This is a genomic window from Komagataeibacter xylinus NBRC 15237 (assembly GCF_001571345.1).
GTDB classification, from domain to species: Bacteria; Pseudomonadota; Alphaproteobacteria; order Acetobacterales; family Acetobacteraceae; genus Komagataeibacter; species Komagataeibacter xylinus.
In genome coordinates, this window is sequence record NZ_BCTP01000006.1 from 26,896 (window position 1) to 44,467 (window position 17,572).

21 protein-coding genes are annotated in these 17,572 nt (G+C 65.6%); 17 read left to right on the forward strand and 4 right to left on the reverse strand.

What is annotated here, in order from left to right; translation table 11 throughout:
- The first annotated feature begins 1 nt into the window (after position 1).
- The 17 genes from GXY01S_RS03890 to leuB all read left to right on the forward strand — a co-directional run bounded on the left by GXY01S_RS03890 (position 2) and on the right by leuB (position 14,911).
- On the forward strand, positions 2–973 hold the full coding sequence (locus tag GXY01S_RS03890) for a homoserine kinase (protein ID WP_061272096.1): 972 nt from the start codon (positions 2–4) through the stop codon (positions 971–973).
- Complete coding sequence (gene rnhA, locus GXY01S_RS03895) at positions 970–1,470, forward strand: ribonuclease HI (RefSeq protein ID WP_061272098.1); 501 nt, start codon at positions 970–972, stop codon at positions 1,468–1,470. The genes GXY01S_RS03890 and rnhA overlap by 4 nt, the downstream gene beginning before the upstream one ends.
- The gene (locus GXY01S_RS03900) at positions 1,467–2,189 is read left to right on the forward strand and encodes an ABC transporter ATP-binding protein (RefSeq protein ID WP_061272099.1); all 723 of its coding nucleotides are present in this window, start codon (positions 1,467–1,469) and stop codon (positions 2,187–2,189) included. Before rnhA ends, GXY01S_RS03900 begins: the two co-directional genes overlap by 4 nt.
- Positions 2,190–2,401: 212 nt before the next feature.
- Positions 2,402–3,181, forward strand: a complete 780-nt coding sequence (locus GXY01S_RS03905; RefSeq protein WP_061272251.1) for an ABC transporter permease — start codon at positions 2,402–2,404, stop codon at positions 3,179–3,181.
- Between the two features lie 180 nt (positions 3,182–3,361).
- Positions 3,362–4,276 (forward strand): nucleoside hydrolase, encoded by a 915-nt coding sequence (locus GXY01S_RS03910; protein WP_061272102.1) that lies wholly within the window; start codon positions 3,362–3,364, stop codon positions 4,274–4,276.
- A gap of 182 nt (positions 4,277–4,458) precedes the next feature.
- A complete protein-coding gene (pstC, locus tag GXY01S_RS03915; protein ID WP_061272253.1) occupies positions 4,459–5,421 on the forward strand; it encodes a phosphate ABC transporter permease subunit PstC in 963 nt (320 codons plus the stop codon).
- A 1-nt stretch (position 5,422) separates the two neighbouring features.
- Positions 5,423–6,331, forward strand: coding sequence for a phosphate ABC transporter permease PstA (pstA, locus tag GXY01S_RS03920; protein ID WP_061272104.1), 909 nt, complete (start codon positions 5,423–5,425; stop codon positions 6,329–6,331).
- Entirely contained in the window at positions 6,328–7,113 is a 786-nt protein-coding gene (gene pstB / locus GXY01S_RS03925) for a phosphate ABC transporter ATP-binding protein PstB (RefSeq protein WP_061272106.1), read from the forward strand. Before pstA ends, pstB begins: the two co-directional genes overlap by 4 nt.
- Before the next feature lie 147 nt (positions 7,114–7,260).
- Positions 7,261–7,788: a Spy/CpxP family protein refolding chaperone gene (locus GXY01S_RS03930; protein ID WP_061272110.1), complete on the forward strand. Its 528-nt coding sequence runs from the start codon at positions 7,261–7,263 to the stop codon at positions 7,786–7,788.
- A gap of 197 nt (positions 7,789–7,985) precedes the next feature.
- The gene (gene ffh, locus GXY01S_RS03935) at positions 7,986–9,380 is read left to right on the forward strand and encodes a signal recognition particle protein (protein WP_061272112.1); all 1,395 of its coding nucleotides are present in this window, start codon (positions 7,986–7,988) and stop codon (positions 9,378–9,380) included.
- Between the two features lie 58 nt (positions 9,381–9,438).
- Complete coding sequence (rpsP, locus tag GXY01S_RS03940; protein WP_010506467.1) at positions 9,439–9,783, forward strand: 30S ribosomal protein S16; 345 nt, start codon at positions 9,439–9,441, stop codon at positions 9,781–9,783.
- Positions 9,784–9,823: 40 nt separating this feature from the next.
- Positions 9,824–10,375 (forward strand): ribosome maturation factor RimM, encoded by a 552-nt coding sequence (gene rimM / locus GXY01S_RS03945; protein ID WP_061272114.1) that lies wholly within the window; start codon positions 9,824–9,826, stop codon positions 10,373–10,375.
- A complete protein-coding gene (gene trmD / locus GXY01S_RS03950; protein WP_061272116.1) occupies positions 10,372–11,118 on the forward strand; it encodes a tRNA (guanosine(37)-N1)-methyltransferase TrmD in 747 nt (248 codons plus the stop codon). The genes rimM and trmD overlap by 4 nt, the downstream gene beginning before the upstream one ends.
- 31 nt (positions 11,119–11,149) lie before the next feature.
- A complete protein-coding gene (gene rplS / locus GXY01S_RS03955) occupies positions 11,150–11,545 on the forward strand; it encodes a 50S ribosomal protein L19 (protein ID WP_061272118.1) in 396 nt (131 codons plus the stop codon).
- Between the two features lie 137 nt (positions 11,546–11,682).
- Positions 11,683–13,086, forward strand: a complete 1,404-nt coding sequence (leuC, locus tag GXY01S_RS03960; protein ID WP_061272119.1) for a 3-isopropylmalate dehydratase large subunit — start codon at positions 11,683–11,685, stop codon at positions 13,084–13,086.
- 2 nt (positions 13,087–13,088) lie between these two features.
- Positions 13,089–13,712, forward strand: a complete 624-nt coding sequence (gene leuD / locus GXY01S_RS03965; RefSeq protein ID WP_061272121.1) for a 3-isopropylmalate dehydratase small subunit — start codon at positions 13,089–13,091, stop codon at positions 13,710–13,712.
- Between the two features lie 80 nt (positions 13,713–13,792).
- Complete coding sequence (leuB, locus tag GXY01S_RS03970) at positions 13,793–14,911, forward strand: 3-isopropylmalate dehydrogenase (RefSeq protein ID WP_061272124.1); 1,119 nt, start codon at positions 13,793–13,795, stop codon at positions 14,909–14,911.
- Positions 14,912–15,055: 144 nt separating this feature from the next.
- Here leuB and GXY01S_RS03975 read toward each other — a convergent pair whose 3' ends face one another.
- From GXY01S_RS03975 to def, 4 genes are read right to left on the reverse strand one after another with little or no spacing between them, the layout of a single operon-like run.
- On the reverse strand, positions 15,056–15,793 hold the full coding sequence (locus tag GXY01S_RS03975; RefSeq protein WP_061272125.1) for a response regulator: 738 nt from the start codon (positions 15,791–15,793) through the stop codon (positions 15,056–15,058).
- Positions 15,790–16,338 (reverse strand): MarR family winged helix-turn-helix transcriptional regulator, encoded by a 549-nt coding sequence (locus GXY01S_RS03980; RefSeq protein ID WP_061272128.1) that lies wholly within the window; start codon positions 16,336–16,338, stop codon positions 15,790–15,792. Before GXY01S_RS03980 ends, GXY01S_RS03975 begins: the two co-directional genes overlap by 4 nt.
- Positions 16,339–16,354: 16 nt before the next feature.
- Positions 16,355–16,978 (reverse strand): COQ9 family protein, encoded by a 624-nt coding sequence (locus tag GXY01S_RS03985; RefSeq protein WP_061272130.1) that lies wholly within the window; start codon positions 16,976–16,978, stop codon positions 16,355–16,357.
- Positions 16,975–17,505, reverse strand: a complete 531-nt coding sequence (gene def, locus GXY01S_RS03990; RefSeq protein ID WP_061272133.1) for a peptide deformylase — start codon at positions 17,503–17,505, stop codon at positions 16,975–16,977. Before def ends, GXY01S_RS03985 begins: the two co-directional genes overlap by 4 nt.
- Positions 17,506–17,572 lie beyond the last annotated feature (67 nt).

Here is a 17,572-nt window from a genome sequence, read left to right on the forward strand (position 1 = left end):
CATGGCAGTCTATACCGAAGTGCCGGACGATGCGCTGGCTGCGTTTCTTGAAGGCTATGACATCGGCAGGCCCATTGCCTGCCACGGCATTGCGGAAGGGGTGGAAAACAGCAATTTCCTGCTGAAGACCACCGAAGCCACCTTTATCCTGACGCTGTACGAGCGCCGGGTGAACCCTGATGAACTGCCATGGTTCCTCGGGCTGATGCAGTATCTGGCCGCGCGTGGGCTGTCCTGCCCACTGCCCGTGGCTGATCGCCATGGCCGCACGCTGCGTGAGCTGCGTGGCAGGCCTGCCGCCATCACCACCTTCCTGCCCGGCAAGGGTGCCGTGGCGGTGGATGTGGATATGTGCGCGCAGGTGGGCACCGCCATGGCGCGGCTGCACCTGCTTGGCGAGGGGTTTGTTGCCGAGCGCCCCAACTCCATGGGGCCACAGGCATGGACCGGATTGCTGGATGCCTGCCGGGCGCGCGGCGATGAACTGCGCCCCGGTCTTGTGCATGACATCGGGGCGGTTCTGGCCCGCGTGCTGCCCGCATGGCCGGGGGTGGGCAACAACCCCACCCTGCCGCGTGGGCAGATCCATGCCGACCTGTTTCCCGATAACGTATTTTTCCGTGACGGCGCGCTTTCAGGCATCATCGATTTCTATTTCGCCTGCACCGACTGGTATGCCTACGATCTGGCCATTACCATCAATGCCTGGTGTTTCGATGCCGACCACCGCTTCATGCCCGCGCGGGCGGCGGCCATGACCGCGGCCTACCGCCACGTGCGCCCGCTGGAAGCGGCGGAAGACGCGGCCCTGACCACGCTGGCCACGGGGGCGGCCATCCGCTTTGCGCTTACCCGGCTGTATGACTGGATCAACACCCCGCCCGATGCGCTGGTCACGCGCAAGAACCCGCTTGATTATCTGGCGCGCATGGAATTCTTTGCCGCCCATCTGGGTCAGGAATTCCCCGCATGAGCGAAGACACATCTCCGGCCGACGTGACACAGCCCGCGACCGATCTGGTTGAAATCTGGACCGATGGCGGCTGCAAGCCCAATCCCGGCCCCGGCGGCTGGGGCGCACTTCTGTGCTTTCGCGGGCAGGAGCGCGAGCTTTCGGGCGGGGAGGCGGAGACCACCAACAACCGCATGGAACTCACTGCTGCCGCCGAGGCGCTCGAGGCCCTCAAGCGCCCCTGCCGCGTGGTGCTGCATACCGATAGCGAATACGTGCGCAACGGCATCACGCGCTGGAGCACCGGCTGGGTGCGGCGCAAGTGGCGCAACGCGGCGGGCGACCCGGTGGCCAACATGGACCTGTGGCGGCGGCTGCTCGATATCAGCGCAAGGCATGAAATCGAGTGGAAATGGGTGCGCGGCCATTCGGGCGATGTAAATAACGAGCGCGTGGACCAGATGGCCACCGCCGCGCGTGACGCGCTGGGCATCGCCTACCCCAAACGTAAAAAATGACGCCGCCCCCCGGCATCCGGCTTGAAGGCGTCGGGCTGGACTTTGGCAATGCCCCGCTGTTTCGCGGGCTGGACCTGCTTCTGGCCGCCGGGCACATGACCGTGCTGCTTGGCGCAAGCGGGGTGGGCAAGACCTCGCTGCTGCGCATGATCGGTGGGCTGGCCGCGCCGGATTACGGGCGGATTATAGCCAATGATGACCTGCCCCTTGCGGGCAGGGTGGCGTGGATGGGCCAGCAGGACCTGCTGCTGCCCTGGGCCAGCGTGATTGATAACGTGACACTTGGCGCGCGCCTGCGTGGCGAGCGACCTGATCTGGCCCGCGCGCGCCACCTGCTGGGCTGCGTGGGGCTGGCTGATCAGGCGGGCGTGCTGCCGGCGGCCCTGTCGGGTGGCATGCGCCAGCGCGCGGCCCTTGCGCGGGTGCTGTATGAAGACCGTCCCGTGGTGCTGATGGATGAACCCTTTTCCGCGCTCGACAGCGTCACACGCGCGCGCATGCAGGATCTGGCCGGGCGCATGCTGGCTGAGCGCACCGTGGTGCTGATCACCCATGACCCGCTCGAGGCCTGCCGCCTGGCCGATACCATGCTGCTCATGGCAGGCAACCCCGCTACCCTTGCGCATCTGGACGTGCCCGGGGGCACCGCGCCGCGCCCGGTCGATGCCCCGGCGGTGCTGTCTGCGCAGGCCAGCCTGCTGCGGCGGATGATGCAATGACACGTCTCACCCATTCCTGCGGCATGATGGTGGCCCGTTTGCACTCACATCGCCGACCGGGGAAGGCGTCATGAGATGGCGTATTTTCTCTTCGGTAGGGGCGCGCGGGCAATGACGGGATGCATCTCTCCCCATGCCGTGAAGGTCCGGTGCCGGGGTTCTGATGCATCGGTGCTGCCCGCGCAGTCATGCTGGCGGCGGAGGAGGGTATCATGATCCGACCTGCCTCCCACCGTGTCATGACGGTGCTGCGTCCGGTGCTGACCTGTGCCGGGCTGGTGGCTTTGTGGGGCGCGCTGGCGCGGTGGGGGCATGTGCCGCCCTACATGCTGCCCGCGCCCGATGCCGTGGCGCGCGCCCTGTGGTCGGGCCGTGCCCAGCTTGAACCCGCGGCCGTGACCACGCTGGAGGAAACGCTGCTTGGCCTTGGCATCGGCATCGGGGCAGGCAGCATGCTTGCCATCGGCATGGCGCTGTGGGCGCCGCTGCGGCGGTGGGTCATGCCGATGGTGCTGCTCAGCCAGGCCGTGCCGGTTTTCGCGCTCGCGCCGCTGCTGGTGCTGTGGTTCGGATTCGGCATGGCGTCCAAGGTGGTGATGGCGGTGCTGGTCATCTTCTTTCCCGTCACATCCGCACTTGGCGATGGCCTGCGCCAGACCGAGGCGGGGTGGATGGACCTGGCCCGCACCATGGGGGCCACGCGCTGGCGGGTGCTGGTGCATATACGCCTGCCTGCCGCCATGCCCGCGTTTGCCACCGGCGTGCGCATGGCCACGGCCATCGCGCCCATCGGGGCGGTGGTGGGGGAGTGGGTAGGGGCGTCCTCCGGCCTCGGCTTTCTCATGCAGACGGCAAACACCCGCTTCCAGACCGACCTCATGTTTGCGGCCCTCGCGGTGCTGGCCGCCATGACCGTACTGCTATGGTGGGGAGTGGACAGGCTTCTGGCGCGGGCGCTGTACTGGCGGCCAGCCCATGCGGATATTGATTAAATAACTGCTTTAAAACAGATAAAAATTTTTAGGTGCCGCCCTTTTTCAAAAAAGCTGCACCAAAAGCTTCGTTATCTCTGCCGTACCGGCTTTTTGCTCCACCCGGCAGGCCATGGTTGACTGAACTGTTGTAACAGGCCACCACCGACACACCGCGCAACCCAGCAGGACAGGATGCCCATGACACGCCCCATCATTCTTGATCTGACACCCGGCGCGCAGGCTGCGGCAACCCTGCTGGCCGCCCTGCAGCTTCCCGCGCATGTGCGCCTGGCGGGCGTGCTGTTCAGCGGCGCGGGCACGGAGGTCGGGGTCGCCATGGCCCATGCGCGCGACATGCTGGACCAGCACGGCCTGGCGGATGTGGGTGTTTACGCAGGCGCACCCGGCCCGATGGTGCCGCCTCACGGCGCGGGGCGCAGCCTGCCCGGGGGCAATGACGGGCTGGGGGCTATGCATCTGGTGCAGGCCATACGCGCCTGCCCGCCCGATAGCGTGAGCGTGTGCTGTAGTGGCCCGCTGAGCACGCTGGCGCTTGCCCTGGTGCAGGCGCCCGATGTGGCGGGGCATCTGCATGGCGTGGTCATGGCGGGCGGCGCCTTTCATGTGCCGGGCAATGTGACGACGGTGGCCGAACGCAATATCGCAGCCGACCCCGAGGCCGCGTCCGTCGTGCTGGGGATGGACGTGCCGGTCACGCTTGTGCCGCTCGACTGCACCGCCCGCTTCGTGGCCGATGCGGTGTGGATGGAACAGCTTGCCGCCATGGGCCACGATCCGGCCTCGGTCGCGGGCCGGGTGCATGCCGGTCTGGTGGCCGCCCGCATGGGCCGTGGCGGCGGCAACGGGGTGGATCTGGCGCTGGCGGCTGCCACCCCCCTGCTGGCGCTGGTCGCACCCGCCCTGTTCAGCGGCCATCTGGCGCATGTGGCGGTGGAATGCCGTGGCGCGTTCACCCGTGGCATGACCGTGATCCAGCTTCCCCAGCTTCCCCAGCTTGCAGGCGGGCAGCCCAATGCGCTTGTGCTCGAGCGCATGTCGGTTGATGCGGCGCGTGGCGTACTGCGTGACCTGCTGCTGGCCGCGGTGAAATGACACGGGGCATATGCCGCCGGAATTGCACAAAAATACAACGATCTGGCGCAAACTTCGCCCCTGGACGATCATGACGGTTGCAGAACCGCCTCCCGGTCCAGTATTGGTCCCGGCATTCCGGTGTGCCTGCGGGCGCGAATGTTGAGAACTTTGATGCGTGTGGCGGCACGGAGGTCTTCTGTATGGAGCGGTCTGCAACATCCCCTTCGGCCCTGACCGGGGCGGCAAGGGGAAACGGGGATGCCGTATTCGCCGCGATTGTCCGCTTTAGCGCAGCCCTGATCCTGCTGGGGCTGGGCGGCATGGTTGCCGTCATGGCATGGGGTGCGCGCGGCGCGTTTGCCAGATTCGGGCCGGGCTTCATGTTCGACAAGGCGTGGAATCCCGTCACCCAGCATTTCGGGGCGGCCGCCCCCATGTTCGGCACGGTCATCACCGCGCTGCTGGCCATCCTGCTTGCCGTGCCGCTGGCCTTCGGCATTGCCGTATGGCTGACCGAGATCGCCTCGGCGCGGATCGCGGGCATTATCGGCACGCTCATCCAGCTACTGGCCGCCGTGCCGTCCATCATTTTTGGCATGTGGGGCTTTGCGGTGCTGGTGCCGTTCATGGCGCATTATGTCGAGCCGCTGGCCAGCCACACGCTGGGCCGGGTGCCGGGCATCGGCACGCTGTTCCGTGGCGCGCCCTATGGCACCGGCTTCCTCACCGGCGGCATGATCCTCGCGGTCATGATCACGCCCTTCATCTGCGCCGTGATGCGCGATGTGTTCCTGTCCATCCCCGCCGTGCTGAAGGAAAGCGCCTACGGGCTGGGCATGACGCGGTGGGAGGTGGTGCGCCGCATCATCCTGCCGTGGTCGCGCTCCTCGGTGGTAGGCGGCGTGATGCTGGGGCTGGGCCGCGCGCTGGGCGAGACGATGGCCATCACCTTCGTGATCGGAAACGCCAACCATATCGGCTGGTCGCTGTTCTCGCCGGGCAACACCATCGCATCGCTCATCGCCCTCGAATTTCCCGAAAGCGCGGTCGGCAGCCTCAAATTTTCCTCCCTCATGGCGGCCGGGTTCCTGCTCATGCTGATCTCCCTTGGCACGCTGGTCTGTTCGCGGCTCCTGCTGCGCACCAAAGCGACGGGCCGCTGACATGACCACGCACACGATCACCCCTGCCGCGCAGGCGGCTCCCTGTAGCGGCACGCGCTGGCAGGGCAACGGCGTGTCCGACATCCGCCGCCGCATGGTGGACCGCGTGGCCACCGCCCTGTGCTGGGCGGCGACCGTGCTGGTGCTGCTCATGCTGTTTTCCATCCTGTTCGTGCTGGTGCGCAACGGGGTGGGCGGTCTGCGCTGGGTCACGTTCGTGCATGTGACCCTGCCGCCGGGGCAGGCGGGGGGGCTGGCCAACGCCATCGTGGGCAGCCTGATCCAGACCGGGCTGGCCGTGCTGATCGGCGCACCCGTGGGGCTGTTGGTGGGCATCTACCTTGCCGAGTTCACGGCCACTGACGGGAAGCTGATCAATTTCGTCCGCTTCGTGTCCGACCTGCTGCTTTCGGCCCCGTCCATTCTGGTGGGGCTGTTCATCTACATGATCGTGGTGGTGCCGAGCGGGCATTTCTCGGGGCTTGCGGGGGCGCTGGCGCTGTCCATGCTGGTGGTGCCCGTGGTGGTGCGCACCACCGAGGACATGCTGCGCCTCGTGCCGCTGGCCATGCGCGAGGCGGCGATTGCGCTGGGCGCGCCCCGGTGGCGGATGATCCTGTTCGTGTGCCTGCGCGCCGCGCGCGAGGGGGTGGCGACGGGCATCCTGCTGGCGCTGGCCCGCGTATCGGGCGAGACGGCGCCGCTTTTGTTCACCTCGCTGGGCAACATGAACTGGTCGATAGCTCCCGGCAAACCCATGGCCAGCCTGCCGGTCACCATCTACCAGTATGCGGGCGCGGCCTATGCGGACTGGACCGCGCTGGCCTGGACCGGCGCGCTGCTGATTACGGCGGGCATCCTGATGATCAACATAACCGTGCGGCTGGGGCTGGGACGTAACAGGAAATGAACATGACAGTCGCGCAGCATGATGCCATGCCCGCAGCCATCTCGGTGCGGAACCTCGATTTCTATTACGGCGCGCACCATGCGCTCAAGGATATCTCGATCGACTTCCCGCAAGGGCAGGTGACGGGCATGATCGGGCCTTCGGGCTGCGGCAAGTCCACGCTGCTGCGCGTGCTCAACCGCATGTACGACCTCTATCCCGGCCAGCGCGCCACGGGCGAGGTGATCTTTGATGGCTGCAACATCATCGGCCCGAAGGTGAACCTCAACGTGCTGCGCTCGCGCGTGGGCATGGTGTTCCAGAAGCCCACGCCCTTCCCCATGTCGATCTATGACAACATCGCCTTTGGCGTGCGCCTGCATGAGCGGCTCGACCGGGCGGCGATGGAGGCGCGGGTGGAAGACGTGCTCAGGCGCGTGGCCCTGTGGCCCGAGGTGCGCGACCGGCTGCGCGATTCGGCGGCCGCCCTTTCGGGCGGGCAGCAGCAGCGCCTGTGCATTGCGCGCACCATCGCCACCCGCCCCGAGGTGGTGCTGCTCGATGAGCCGACCAGCGCGCTCGACCCGGTCTCGACCGCGCGCATCGAGGAACTGCTTGATGAGCTGAAGGCTGATTTCACCATCGCCATCGTCACCCACAACCTGCAGCAGGCGGCGCGCTGCGCCGACCAGGTGGCGTTCTTCTATATGGGCGAGGTGGTGGAGGTGGACAGCGCGGACCGCATGTTCACCACGCCCCGTGAAAAGCGCACGCAGGATTATATTACCGGGCGTTTTGGCTAGCCGCGCGCCCTGACCTTACATTTTGTAGCAAGTTTGCCCCTATTGAACCGGGTGGGGTGATGTAGCGTTGCGTTTACAGGTCTTGTATCAGCCGCAGGCTGCATGCAGGGTATGAAGCAGGTTATAACAGGAGTAGACTTGGTTCCCATGATGAAGAAACTGATTCTCGCTGCCACGATCGTCGGCGGTATGGCAACCGGCCTTTCCGGCCAGGCTTTTGCAAAGCATCACCACGGCCCGCCGCCGGGTGGCTGCGGCATGATGGCTGGCCCGATGGGCGGCCCGGGTGGCGGCGCCTATGGCATGCCGTTCCTTGGCAACGTGCAGCTGACCTCGGCCCAGCACAAGAAGCTGCAGGCGATCCTGAAGGACAGTCACCCCGATTTCCACGCCGACATGGAGCAGGAGCATGGGCTGCACAAGCAGATCCAGACCCTGCTCGTGGCGCCGGGCAAGGTTGATGAATCCCAGATCGTTGGCCTGCAGCAGCAGATCACGGCCATCCACCAGCGCCATGAAGCCGCCCGCCTGCAGACGGCCATCCGCATCCACGATATCCTGACGGCTGACCAGCTGAACCAGATCCGTGCGACGCAGGACAAGATCGACAGCCTGCACGAGCAGCTGCGCGCGCTGACCGCGCCCCCGCAGCCGCCCGAAGACGGCAAGAAGTAAGACCCGCCTGCCTGCCCCGCGCAGGCATGGAGGAAAAAAAGCGGCTGCCCGGCCCTGTGCCCGGCAGCCGTTTTTTATTGCGGAGTCTCCGCAATGCTTGACACGCAGGGGCGGGGCGCGATACATCCGCCCGACTAATCAGGCACGTCACTTCGCGAGGGTTCGCGCAGTGGCGCGTCTACTTTTGGGGAAATACGTTGTTCGAGACGCTGTCAGGCAAGCTTTCCGGTGTGTTCGATGGTCTCGCCAAGCGCGGGGCCCTGTCGGAAGCAGATGTTACGGAAGCAATGCGCGAAGTGCGTCTGGCCATGCTGGATGCCGACGTGGCGCTGCCTGTCGTCAAGGATTTCGTCAACAAGGTACGTGAACGCGCCGTGGGCCATGAGGTGCTTGACAGCATCTCGCCCGGCCAGGCCGTTGCCAAGATCGTCAATGATGCGCTGATCGATGCCCTTGGCGGTGCCGGTGCGGTTCCCCTCAACCTGAATGCCGCCCCGCCGGTGCCGATCCTGATGGTCGGCCTGCAGGGCTCGGGCAAGACCACCACATCGGGCAAGATCGCCCGTCGCCTCGCCCAGCGCGAGCGCAAGAAGGTGCTGCTCGCCAGCCTTGATACGCAGCGCCCGGCAGCGCAGTTGCAGCTCGCCCAGCTTGCCGAGCGCGCAGGTGTGACCTCGCTGCCCATCATCGCAGGCCAGACGCCGGTGCAGATTGCCGAGCGCGCCATGGATACGGGCCGCCGCGAGGGGTATGACATCGTCATCCTCGATACCGCGGGCCGCCTGTCCATCGATGAAGCGCTGATGGACGAGGTCCGCGCCATCCGCGCAGCAACCGACCCTGCGGAAACGCTGCTCGTGGTCGATGCCATGACCGGGCAGGACGCGGTCAATACCGCCAAGGCGTTCAACGAGGCCGTGGGCGTGACCGGCGTGGTCATGACTCGCATGGATGGCGATGCCCGTGGCGGTGCCGCCCTGTCCATGCGTGCGATCACGGGTGCGCCGATCAAGCTGACCGGCTCGGGCGAGAAGCTCGACGCCCTGGAGGAATTCCACCCCGAGCGTGTTGCCGGTCGCATCCTCGGCCTTGGCGACATCGCGGGCCTGGTGGAAAAGGCGGCCGATACCCTTGATCATGAGGAGAGCGAGAAGCTCGCCCTCAAGATGATGCAGGGCAAGTTCGATCTGGATGACTACGCCGCCCAGATCCGCCAGATCAACAAGATGGGGTCCATTTCCGGCATTCTGGGCATGCTGCCGGGCATGGGCAAGCTGAAGGACGCGCTGGGCGACAAGGAGCTTGATACCTCCGTGCTCAAGCGCCATCAGGCCATCATTTCATCCATGACCCGCAAGGAGCGGCGCACGCCCTCCATCATCAAGGCCTCGCGCAAGAAGCGCATCGCCAGCGGGTCCGGTACGACCGTGCAGGAGATCAACCGTCTGCTCAAGCAGTATGACGCGATGGCCTCCATGATGAAGCGGTTCAGCAAGTTGGGCGTGAAGGGACTGATGCGTCAGGGTCTGTCCGCACTCATGCCAAACGGGGGTCGCCCCCCGGGCGGCGGCGGGCGGCCACCTTTCGGCTGAGCCTGAGCGTCGTTCCCGTTTTTTCTTTTTGTCTTTCTACTGTCTGGAGAAATCTTAAATGAGCCTCAAGATCCGTCTCGCCCGCGCAGGCGCCAAGAAGCGCCCCTACTACCACATTGTCGTGGCTGACAGCCGCTCCCCGCGTGATGGCCGCTTCATCGAGCGCGTGGGTTCGTACAACCCGATGCTGCCGTCCGACCACGCTGACCGCGTGCGCCTGGTGGCCGAGCGCATCACGCACTGGCTGTCCAACGGCGCGCTGCCGACCGACCGCGTGGCCCGTTTCCTGGGCAACGCTGGCCTGGCGCCGAAGCCGACCTGGAACGAGCAGCCCAAGAAGTCCGCGCCCAAGAAGCGCGCGCAGGAACGTGCCGCCGCCGCTGCCGAAGCAGCCGCAGCGTAACTGACGCGATAGACAGGCAGGAAAGGCAGGCAGTCATCCCATGAACCACGATCAGGTCCTGATGGGTGTGGTGGGTCGTCCGCATGGCGTGCGGGGGCTTGTGCATGTGCGCAGCTACACCGCCGTGGCGGAAGACCTGGCCACCTATGACGGGCTGGTCGATGATCTGGGCCGCCCGTGGCGGCTGACATGGCATGGCAATGGCATTGCCCGGCTGCACGATGCGGCAGGCAATACCATTGACAGCCGTGAGGCCGCCCAGCAGCTGGTCAACCGCAAGCTGTACGTGCCGCGCACCAGCCTGCCCGAACCCGATGCGGACGAATTCTACTTCGCCGATCTGGTCGGGCTGGACGTGCGCGAGCAGGGCGGCGGGCGGGTGATCGGCCGCGTGATGGCCGTGCATGACTATGGTGCTGGCACCAGCCTTGAAATCGATGGGGCAGGGGGCAACCTCCTGCTGCCGTTCACCGAAGGCTGCGTGCCGGTGGTGAATGTGCGCGCAGGCTGGATTGAAGTCTGCCTGCCCGATGAGATCGAGGTTCCGGTCGAATGCTTTCCCGGCACGGCCAGCGCGGATGATGCGCCATGACGTGGCAGGCAACGGCGCTGACGCTGTTCCCCGCCATGTTCCCCGGCACGCTGGGGCAGTCACTGGCCGGGCGCGCGCTCGAGCGTGGCATCTGGTCACTGGATGCGCGCGACATGCGTGAATACGGGCTGGGGCGGCACCGGGTGGTGGATGATACGCCTTTTGGCGGCGGCGCGGGCATGGTCATGCGGCCTGACGTGGTGGCTGCGGCCATTGCCGATGTCGACCGTGCCGGTCGCCCGCTGGTGTATCCCACGCCGCGCGGGCGACCGTTGGCGCAGGCCGATATCCGCCGTTATGCGGCGGGGCCGGGCGTTGTGGTGCTGTGTGGCCGCTATGAAGGGGTGGATGAGCGCGTGCTCGAAGCCTCTGGTGCCGAACAGGTCTCGATCGGGGATTACATCCTCTCGGGCGGGGAAGTGGCGGCAACGGTGCTGCTTGATGCCTGCGTACGGCTGCTGCCGGGCGTGATGGGATCGGGCGAGAGCGCGGTTGAGGAAAGCTTTGCCGACGGCCTGCTTGAATATCCGCTTTATACCAAGCCGGCGCAATGGGACGGGCGCGACGTGCCCGAGGTCCTGCTGTCCGGTCATCATGCCGCGATCGCCCGGTGGCGGCACGCGGCATCCGAGACGGTGACGCAGGCGCGTCGGCCGGACCTGTGGGCGGCCTATCAGGCCCGCACGGGTCAAGACACTCCCCGGACTACAGGCCCCCGTGCCGATGTGGACCGGCTGAACTGAACATGAAATCCTATCGAACGAGGACCGGATCATGAACGTTATCCAGAAGTACGAGGCGGAAGAGATCGCCCGCCTGACCGCCATCCGCGCGGTGCCCGAATTCGCGCCCGGTGACACCGTGCGCGTTGGTGTGGAAGTGGTTGAAGGCACCCGCAAGCGCGTGCAGAACTACGAAGGCGTGGTCATTGCCCGCTCCAACAAGGGCCTGAACAGCAACTTCACCGTGCGCAAGATTTCCAACGGTGAGGGCGTGGAGCGCGTGTTCCCGCTGTATTCCCCCACCATTGCGGAAATCGCCGTGGTGCGCCGTGGCGTCGTGCGCCGCGCGAAGCTGTATTACCTGCGTGGCCGTCGCGGCAAGTCCGCCCGTATTGCCGAGCGCAAGCGCGAAGTGGCGGCACCCGCCGCGCCCGCAGCAGCTGAGTAATACACTGACCTTTCGCCCGTTTCCCGCCGCATGGTGGAAACGGGCGAACCGTTTCATGCAAGATTTTCCGGCTGCCTGTTGCGTGCGTTGCCTGCGCGTGATGGCGGCCTGTTTCCGTCCGGGAGAGGATAAGCAAGATGGCCCCGCGCACATTGTTCGACAAGATATGGGACAGCCATGTGGTCGAAACCCTCCCGGACAAGACGGCCATCCTCTACATCGACCGTCACCTTGTGCATGAGGTCACGAGTCCGCAGGCGTTTGAAGGCCTGCGCCTGAGCGGCCGCCGCCTGCGCCACCCGGATGCGACGATTGCGGTGGTGGACCATAACGTGCCCACATCCGACCGCACCCAGCCCATCGAGGAGGCGGAAAGCCGCAACCAGATCGAGACGCTCGAGCGCAATGTGAAGGAATTCGGCGTGCCGTATTTCCCGCTGCTCTCGGCGCGGCAGGGCATCGTGCATGTGGTCGGCCCCGAGCAGGGTATCTCGCTGCCGGGCATGACCATTGTATGCGGCGACAGCCATACCTCCACCCATGGCGCGATGGGCGCCCTGGCGTTTGGCATCGGCACGTCCGAGGTCGAGCATGTGATGGCGACCCAGACCATCCTGCAGAAACCCGCGAAGAACATGAAGGTCGTGGTCGAGGGGCAGGTTGGCCCCGGTGTCACCGCCAAGGACATCATGCTTGCCATCATCGGCCATATCGGCACGGCGGGCGGCACGGGGCACGTGATCGAATTCGCGGGTTCGGCCATCCGTGAACTCGACATGGCGGGCCGCATGACGATCTGCAACATGTCGATCGAGGCCGGTGCCCGCGCGGGGCTGGTGGCACCTGACGAGACCACGTTCGAATACGTGCGCGGCCGCCCCTTCGCCCCGAAAGGCGAGGGGTTTGACGAGGCGGTGGCCTACTGGAAGACGCTGGCTGCGGATGAAGGGGCGCATTACGACCGCGTGGTCGAACTGCGCGCCGAGGACATCACCCCTGTGCTGACCTGGGGCACCAGCCCCGAGACGGTCATCCCCGTCACCGGCACCGTGCCCGACCCGGCAGCCGAGGCCGATCCCGGCAAGCGCGCGCAGATGCAGCGCATGCTGGACTATATGGGGCTTGAAGCGGGCCAGAAGATTGCGGGCACGCCGGTTGATGTCGTGTTCATCGGGTCATGCACCAACAGCCGCATCGAGGACCTGCGCGCCGCAGCAGCCATTGCCGCGGGCCGCAAGGTGGCTGAAGGCGTGCGGGCGATGATCGTGCCCGGATCGGGTATCGTGAAGGCGCAGGCGGAAGAGGAAGGGCTGGACAAGGTCTTTCTTGAAGCCGGTTTCGAATGGCGCGAGGCCGGGTGCTCCATGTGCCTGGGCATGAACCCCGACCGGCTGACACCGGGGCAGCGCTGTGCGTCTACCTCCAATCGTAATTTTGAGGGCAGGCAGGGCCCCGGCGGGCGCACGCACCTGCTCTCGCCTGCTATGGCGGCGGCCGCTGCCGTGACCGGATGCCTGACCGATGTGCGGGAGCTGATCTGAAAATGGATAAATTCACTGTTCTCTCGGCCGTAGCCGCTCCGCTGCCTGAAGAAAACATCGATACCGACAAGATCATTCCCGCGCGCTTCCTCAAGACCACCAAGCGCACCGGGCTGGGCGTGCATGCGTTCGACAGCATGCGCTACCGCGAGGACGGATCGGAAAACCCGGATTTCGTGCTGAATCAGGAGCCTTACCGCAAGGCGGAGATCCTGATCACGTATGACAATCTGGGCTGCGGTTCGTCGCGCGAGCATGCGCCGTGGGCATTGCTGGATTTTGGCATCCGCTGCGTGATTGCGCCGTCATTCGCCGATATTTTCCATAACAACTGCTTCAAGAACGGCATCCTGCCTATCGTGCTGCCGCATGATGTCTGCACGCAGTTGATGGAAGATGCCCGCATGGGCGGCAATGCGCGGCTGACCATCGACCTGCCCCGGCAGGTGGTGGTGCGGCCCGATGGCACCGAAGTGCCGTTCAATGTCGATCCGCTGCGCAGGAAGCTGCTGCTCGAAGGGCTGGACGATATTGGCCAGACGCTCCAGCACGAGAAGGAAATCACCACCTTCGAGGAACGCCGCAGCAAGGCGCAGCCGTGGATTCCGCGCATCGTGCTCGATTGAGCGGGCAGGGCGGTTCCTGCCGCCCGCAGCCGCACGGCAAAAAGCATTTAACAAACCGATTGAACCGGATGGGAAACGTCATGTCCGCACCCAAGAAGCTCCTGATCCTGCCTGGCGATGGCATTGGCCCCGAGATCATGAACGAGGTCCGCCGCATCATGGACTGGATGGCGCAGGCGCGTGGCATCCGCTTTGATGTGAGCGATGACCTTGTTGGCGGTGCGTCGCTTGCGGTGCATGGCCAGCCGATTACGCAGGACGTGATTGATGCCGCGCGCGCGGCGGATGCGGTGCTGTTCGGCTCGGTGGGCGACCCGAAATGGGCTTCCGCCGGGTTTGACCGCCGGCCCGAGATCGCGATTCTCAAGCTGCGGCAGGAGCTTGGCCTGTTTGCCAACCTGCGCCCGGCCAAGGTGTTCGACTCGCTGGCCGATGCCAGCACGCTCAAGCCCGAAGTGGTGCGCGGCCTCGACATCATGATCGTGCGCGAGACGGTGGGTGGCATCTATTTCGGCACGCCCCGTGGCATCGAGACCCTGGCCGATGGCACGCGCCGGGGCATCAACACCGAGGTTTACACCACGCCGGAAATCGAGCGCGTGGCCCGCGTGGCGTTTGAACTGGCCCGCAAGCGCGACAACCGGGTGTGCTCGGTCGAGAAATGCAACGTGATGGAAAGCGGCCTGTTGTGGAAAGAGGTCGTGACCGACCTGCACGCGCGGGAATACCCTGATGTGCAGTTGACCCACATGCTGGCCGATAACTGCGCCATGCAGCTTGTGCGCAACCCGCGCCAGTTTGATGTGATCGTGACCGGAAACCTGTTTGGCGACCTGCTGTCCGACCTGGCTTCGATGCTGACCGGCAGCCTTGGCATGCTCCCTTCGGCCACGCTCGGGGCCAAAGGCGAGGATGGCCGCATGCCCGCGCTGTATGAGCCGATTCATGGCAGCGCGCCCGACATTGCCGGGCAGGGCAAGGCCAACCCGCTGGCGCAGATCCTCTCGTTTGCCATGCTGCTGCGCTACTCGTTCGACATGCAGGACGATGCAGCCCTGATCGAGCAGGCTGTCTCGAACGTGCTCGACCGTGGCCTGCGCACGCCCGACATCATGAGTGCTGGCCGGACGGAAGTGAACACGGCAGGCATGGGCGCCGCCGTGGTGGAAGAACTGGCCCGGCTGAACAAGGCAGGCTGATCTGCCCTTCTAAACCAAAAGCCCGGCATGGTGTTTCATGCCGGGCTTTTTATTAATGAAAGTTTTTGGTGAAGCTTTTTTCAAAAAGTTTCAAGGAACGCAGCCTTTTTGAAAAAAGGCTGCGCCCAAAAAACTTTTATTTTTTCACAATCCCGGCTTGAGCACGTAGCCCTTGCCGCGCACGGTCTGCAAAAAGCGTGGCTCCTTGGGGTCGGGCTCGATGCGGCGGCGCAGGCGCGTGACCTGCACATCCACCGCGCGTTCGCCAATTTCCTCCATGTCCAGCGTGGTGGCGATGGCGGTGCGCGAGAGGATTTCGTTGGGGTGGCGGGCCAGCACCGAGAGCAACGCCGATTCGCCGCCCGTCAGGTGCACGATTCCCTCCGCATTCGACAAAAGCCCCCGCACGGGGTCGAACTCCAGGTCGCCAAGCCGCACGATGCGCAGGTTGCTGCTCGGCGCGGGCGGCACGAAGCGGCGCAGATGCGCCTTGAGCCGCAGCAGCAGTTCACGCGGCTCGAACGGCTTGGCCAGATAGTCATCGGCACCGGCTTCGAGGCCGATGATCCGGTCTTCCGGCTCGCCACGCGCAGTCAGCAGCAGGATGGGAAAGTTCAGGTTGTCGCGCCGCAGTTCACGGGTCAGCTCCAGCCCGTTTTCCCCCGGCATGGTAATGTCGAGCACCAGCGCATCGGGCTGCATGAAGCCCAGCACCTGCCGCGCCTCCTGCGCCGAGCACGCGGCGCTGACCCGAAAGCCCTGCTCGCTCAGGTAACGGTGCAGCAGGCGGCGCAGGCGCGGGTCATCATCCACCACGACGACATGGGCATCCATGATCATGCTGTCGCGGGGGAGGGCGGAATCGCAGGCCGTCTGGATCATGAAGAACTCCGGTCGGGAGGGTGAAGGGCATCGGTGGATACGCCGGGCATGGCCGATTCGTCTATCAGGCCGCGCATGACGCGGCGAAAACCGTCAACCGCCCGCCCCCCCGCGTTGCGATACACCCGTAGCAGCACTTCACGTTGCAGCGAAAAGAGCCGGTTTTCAATCTCCGCGCCACGCGCGCTCAGGTGCAGGCAGCGCCGCCTGCGGTCCTGTGGCGTGGTTTCGTGGCGCAGCAGGCCGTGGCTTACCAGTTCGCCCAGCGTGCGGCTCATGCTCTGCTTGGTAATGCCCAGCACATCAAGCAGCGTGCCCACGGCAATGCCCGGCTGCAGCGCCACGGTCTGCATGATGCGGTAGTGGGCGTGGCCCAGCCCGCATTCCTGCAGGGCCGGGTCAATCACGTTGCCAAAGGCGCGGCAGGCCAGCAGGAGCAACTCCTGCGCCTGGCGCATGTCCTCATCACGCAGGAACAGAAGTTCCACGCCCGCGCCCGCCATGGGGGCGGGGCGCGCAGCGGGGGGCCGGGGCGGGGTGGTCATGGCAGGCGGCTTGGCGTCAGGCGATGCGGCCGGTCAGCCGGTTGCGCAGGCGGGTGATGCGCCCGACCTCGGCCAGCCTGCGGTCAAGGAATTCCTCCACCGAGGCCGGGTTGCCCCCGCGCGTGAGCCAGAACAGCAGGGTCGCGACATAGACACCGCTCAGGCTCAGCCGCTTGGTCATGTAGGTAAAGCCGGTGGAGGAATCGCCCGCCGCCTCCCATATTGCATTGACGCTGCGGCCCAGCACATGGGCCAGGCTGCGGGCATGGGTGGGCACCAGCAGCACCGCCAGCGCCTGCCTTATGGCCGCGCGGTGGGGGGCTGCGCGTTCGAGCCGGAACATGATGGCCGCGCGCACCCGGCGGCTGATCTTGCGGCTGCGGAAGGTGTGGGCATGGCCCAGCATGTCGCGGTCCATCAGGTCGAAGCAGGCCGCGGCCAGTTCCGCCATGCCACCGGGAAAGAGCAGGTCCGAATCCGGCCCGGCGCATTGCCGCAGCAGATCTGGAGTCCAGGCATGGGTGCCTGCACGCGAATCGGCCAGGAAATGGCGGAGCAGCGCATCACCTTGTGGTGAGTGCTGCATGGCGGGCGGATGCAGGCACGACGCCGCGCGCGCGACCAGGGCGGAAGGGTTCATGGGCGCTCTCCATAACGGGCCATTTCGCTGTCAAAGCCCATGCGGCCAAGGTTGGCCATGCGCATGGGGTAGAGGATTCCGTTCAGGTGGTCGTATTCATGTTGTAGTACATTGGCCAGAAAGCCCGATGCAACGCCCCGCACCGCGTGCCCGTGCGCGTCCAGCCCCGCATAGGCCACGCGGGCATGGCGCGGCACCCAGCCCCGCAGGTCGGGAATGGACAGGCAGCCCTCCAGCCGGTCCACCATCTCGTCGCCCACCGGTTCAAGCACGGGGTTGATCAGGGCGGAAGGCGGGCGCGGCGGGTCATCCTCGCCCGTGCTGCGGGCCAGCGGCACATGATAGACGAACAGCGCCAGCCAGTGATGCACCTGTGGGGCTGCGAGTCCCGCGCCCCCTGCATCCAGCATTGTCTCGATCATGTCGGCCACCAGCGTGCGGATGGCGGGGGCCTGCGTATCGGCCACCGGCTGCGTGGGTTGCAGCAGCACCGGATGGCCCATGCGGGCGATCTTGAGCAGCGTCATGCAGCGAAAGGCCTTCCTGTTTTGGGGAACATGTATATGACAGCGTTGGCGCGCAAAGCGCAGCACC

Excerpts from the sequence above, each read along its gene's own strand:
- GXY01S_RS03890 (WP_061272096.1), top strand. The coding sequence starts at position 2 with ATGGCAGTCTATACCGAAGTGCCGGACGATGCGCTGGCTGCGTTTCTT.
- rnhA (WP_061272098.1), top strand. The coding sequence starts at position 970 with ATGAGCGAAGACACATCTCCGGCCGACGTGACACAGCCCGCGACCGAT.
- GXY01S_RS03900 (WP_061272099.1), top strand. The coding sequence starts at position 1,467 with ATGACGCCGCCCCCCGGCATCCGGCTTGAAGGCGTCGGGCTGGACTTT.
- GXY01S_RS03905 (WP_061272251.1), top strand. The coding sequence starts at position 2,402 with ATGATCCGACCTGCCTCCCACCGTGTCATGACGGTGCTGCGTCCGGTG.
- GXY01S_RS03910 (WP_061272102.1), top strand. The coding sequence starts at position 3,362 with ATGACACGCCCCATCATTCTTGATCTGACACCCGGCGCGCAGGCTGCG.
- pstC (WP_061272253.1), top strand. The coding sequence starts at position 4,459 with ATGGAGCGGTCTGCAACATCCCCTTCGGCCCTGACCGGGGCGGCAAGG.
- pstA (WP_061272104.1), top strand. The coding sequence starts at position 5,423 with ATGACCACGCACACGATCACCCCTGCCGCGCAGGCGGCTCCCTGTAGC.
- pstB (WP_061272106.1), top strand. The coding sequence starts at position 6,328 with ATGAACATGACAGTCGCGCAGCATGATGCCATGCCCGCAGCCATCTCG.
- GXY01S_RS03930 (WP_061272110.1), top strand. The coding sequence starts at position 7,261 with ATGATGAAGAAACTGATTCTCGCTGCCACGATCGTCGGCGGTATGGCA.
- rpsP (WP_010506467.1), top strand. The coding sequence starts at position 9,439 with ATGAGCCTCAAGATCCGTCTCGCCCGCGCAGGCGCCAAGAAGCGCCCC.
- rimM (WP_061272114.1), top strand. The coding sequence starts at position 9,824 with ATGAACCACGATCAGGTCCTGATGGGTGTGGTGGGTCGTCCGCATGGC.
- trmD (WP_061272116.1), top strand. The coding sequence starts at position 10,372 with ATGACGTGGCAGGCAACGGCGCTGACGCTGTTCCCCGCCATGTTCCCC.
- rplS (WP_061272118.1), top strand. The coding sequence starts at position 11,150 with ATGAACGTTATCCAGAAGTACGAGGCGGAAGAGATCGCCCGCCTGACC.
- leuC (WP_061272119.1), top strand. The coding sequence starts at position 11,683 with ATGGCCCCGCGCACATTGTTCGACAAGATATGGGACAGCCATGTGGTC.
- leuD (WP_061272121.1), top strand. The coding sequence starts at position 13,089 with ATGGATAAATTCACTGTTCTCTCGGCCGTAGCCGCTCCGCTGCCTGAA.
- leuB (WP_061272124.1), top strand. The coding sequence starts at position 13,793 with ATGTCCGCACCCAAGAAGCTCCTGATCCTGCCTGGCGATGGCATTGGC.
- GXY01S_RS03975 (WP_061272125.1), bottom strand. The coding sequence starts at position 15,793 with ATGATCCAGACGGCCTGCGATTCCGCCCTCCCCCGCGACAGCATGATC.
- GXY01S_RS03980 (WP_061272128.1), bottom strand. The coding sequence starts at position 16,338 with ATGACCACCCCGCCCCGGCCCCCCGCTGCGCGCCCCGCCCCCATGGCG.
- GXY01S_RS03985 (WP_061272130.1), bottom strand. The coding sequence starts at position 16,978 with ATGAACCCTTCCGCCCTGGTCGCGCGCGCGGCGTCGTGCCTGCATCCG.
- def (WP_061272133.1), bottom strand. The coding sequence starts at position 17,505 with ATGACGCTGCTCAAGATCGCCCGCATGGGCCATCCGGTGCTGCTGCAA.